The 1,796-nt window shown below is 36.2% G+C and carries 3 protein-coding genes; all 3 read right to left on the bottom strand.

Going from position 1 to position 1,796, the window contains the following annotated elements:
- On the bottom strand, positions 1 to 401 hold a 401-nt coding region (locus ACZ3IG_RS36115), incomplete at its 3' end, for a rolling circle replication-associated protein (protein WP_463351415.1).
- A gap of 571 nt (positions 402 to 972) precedes the next feature.
- A complete protein-coding gene (locus tag ACZ3IG_RS36110; RefSeq protein WP_350502499.1) occupies positions 973 to 1,122 on the bottom strand; it encodes a toxin-antitoxin system HicB family antitoxin in 150 nt (49 codons plus the stop codon).
- Positions 1,123 to 1,409: 287 nt separating this feature from the next.
- Positions 1,410 to 1,796: rolling circle replication-associated protein (locus ACZ3IG_RS36105; protein ID WP_463351414.1), on the bottom strand; the 387-nt coding region annotated here is incomplete at its 5' end.

The following is a 1,796-nucleotide window of genomic DNA, read 5'->3' as shown; positions in this document are numbered from 1 at the left end:
TCCGATAGAACGTCTACAGGCGTGTAAGGAAGGTTATAGACCAATAGGTGATAATGTATAGCCCCTCGTTTCTGAAACTCAATTACAGCAGTGTATTTTAGTTTTATTTTTAAAGTGTAATTCAGCCTTTGGATAAACTTTTTGAAGTTATAGTTAGATTGTTTTATGTCCTGCATGTTTTCAGCATATGTAAGTGTGAAAAATTTCGGTTGCTCGTTCCACGCATTTGCATTGGCATTTGCTTGGTTAAACACTTGCTTCCTTGCACGATATAACACATCAGACCTGTTCTTCATCTTTGTTTCAGCATCATTTATCCAATCATGATCAGACTGTTTTTTCCTACCAGCATTTTCACGAACTGCATCTTTACCTGTTGCTACCTCTTTCTCGTAGCTCAATAATTCCCATACACCGCCACTTTTTATTAGTTTGTGACGATACCTCAATTATAAAATACCTCTCTTCCTTGTCTAAATTTTTCTGCTTATTAATCGCTATAATCAAGTTAAGTAAGAAACAGAAATAGCGATTAAATATTAACCTATTTTTCTATCAGATTTAAACGGAAATATAAATCCTAAATCTACTAGAATTGTACCACTAAATTCGCCGCAGCCGGTTATTACTTTTCTATCAACTCCTGAAATTTTATAAAAGAATCCTGGTTGCAAAATGATAGTTTGTTTTAGTGCGTGTAATGTAACCACCATTACTTTTGTGTCTTCGGTTTTGTAATAAGAAATATTAAACATGTGCTCGTCCTCTTTTCTTGTTTTTTTAGTTGCGCTTCACCATCACCACTGCGTAGATCTACTCCATGAATCCTTGACTCGGAACCTTTGCGACCCAGATTACTTGCCACCGTCGCCACCTTCTAGAAATCTTTAATGTGGCAAACCGAACTAGGTTATCAGAGTCGCCTTTCCAAGTAAAGGAACCGCTACGCTTTCACTACGTAGAACTACTCCGTTAAAACTCTTTATCGTCTTTATATTCGCTCAGTATGTATGAAATCAAAGCGTTGACCGACATACCTCTCTTTTCAGCTTCTTTTTTTAACCATTCGTGTAGGTCTTCAGTAAGCCTTAGAGAAAAAACCGCTTTTCCCAATAACTTCACCTCCTTATGGTATCATTATAGTATCAAAGTGGTATCATGTCAATACCATAATGGTTAGTGTTATTTCTCTCGGTCTTTTATAAATAAAATAAATCCGCCTTGCGGTGTCGGGGGCCCCAACTGGAGTCACCCCACCCACACGCAAAAGGGCGGATTTTATATTTTCAAGGAAATTAAATAAGGACCCCATTATAGGAGTCCCATTGTCAAAGTTTGAACACTTTACCCGCTATTAGAAAACGGTAAAGTCATAGTATTTTTATTTTCTATGTGTTAAAATAGCGCTGTTAACTTTTGCGATTTAAGTTAATTTGTATCTTATGAATATTGCCTAGATATTCATTTTCATAGTTTTTGGAATATGTTATATATTCGTCATGAGACTTTAGCAGAGTCTCTTTTTCTTTTTCCGTCAAAATATACTCTTCAGGCTTCTTTAACCCTCTACTCGAAAAATAAGACTTCTCTCCAAGTAATCTTTCGTCAATATTATCCTTTATCATATATTTCGTTATATAAGCCCCTACATTGTCCACGTGGTCTATTTTATTTATTTTAACAAACCCATGACCCCAGATGTCCGATAGAACGTCTACAGGCGTGTAAGGAAGGTTATAGACCAATAGGTGATAATGTATAGCCCCTCGTTTCTGAAACTCAATTACAGCAGTGTA

The organism is Streptomyces sp. NPDC016677, assembly GCF_055562815.1.
Note: the sequence above shows the minus strand (reverse complement) of the source record. Positions and strands in the feature narration are given on the sequence as shown.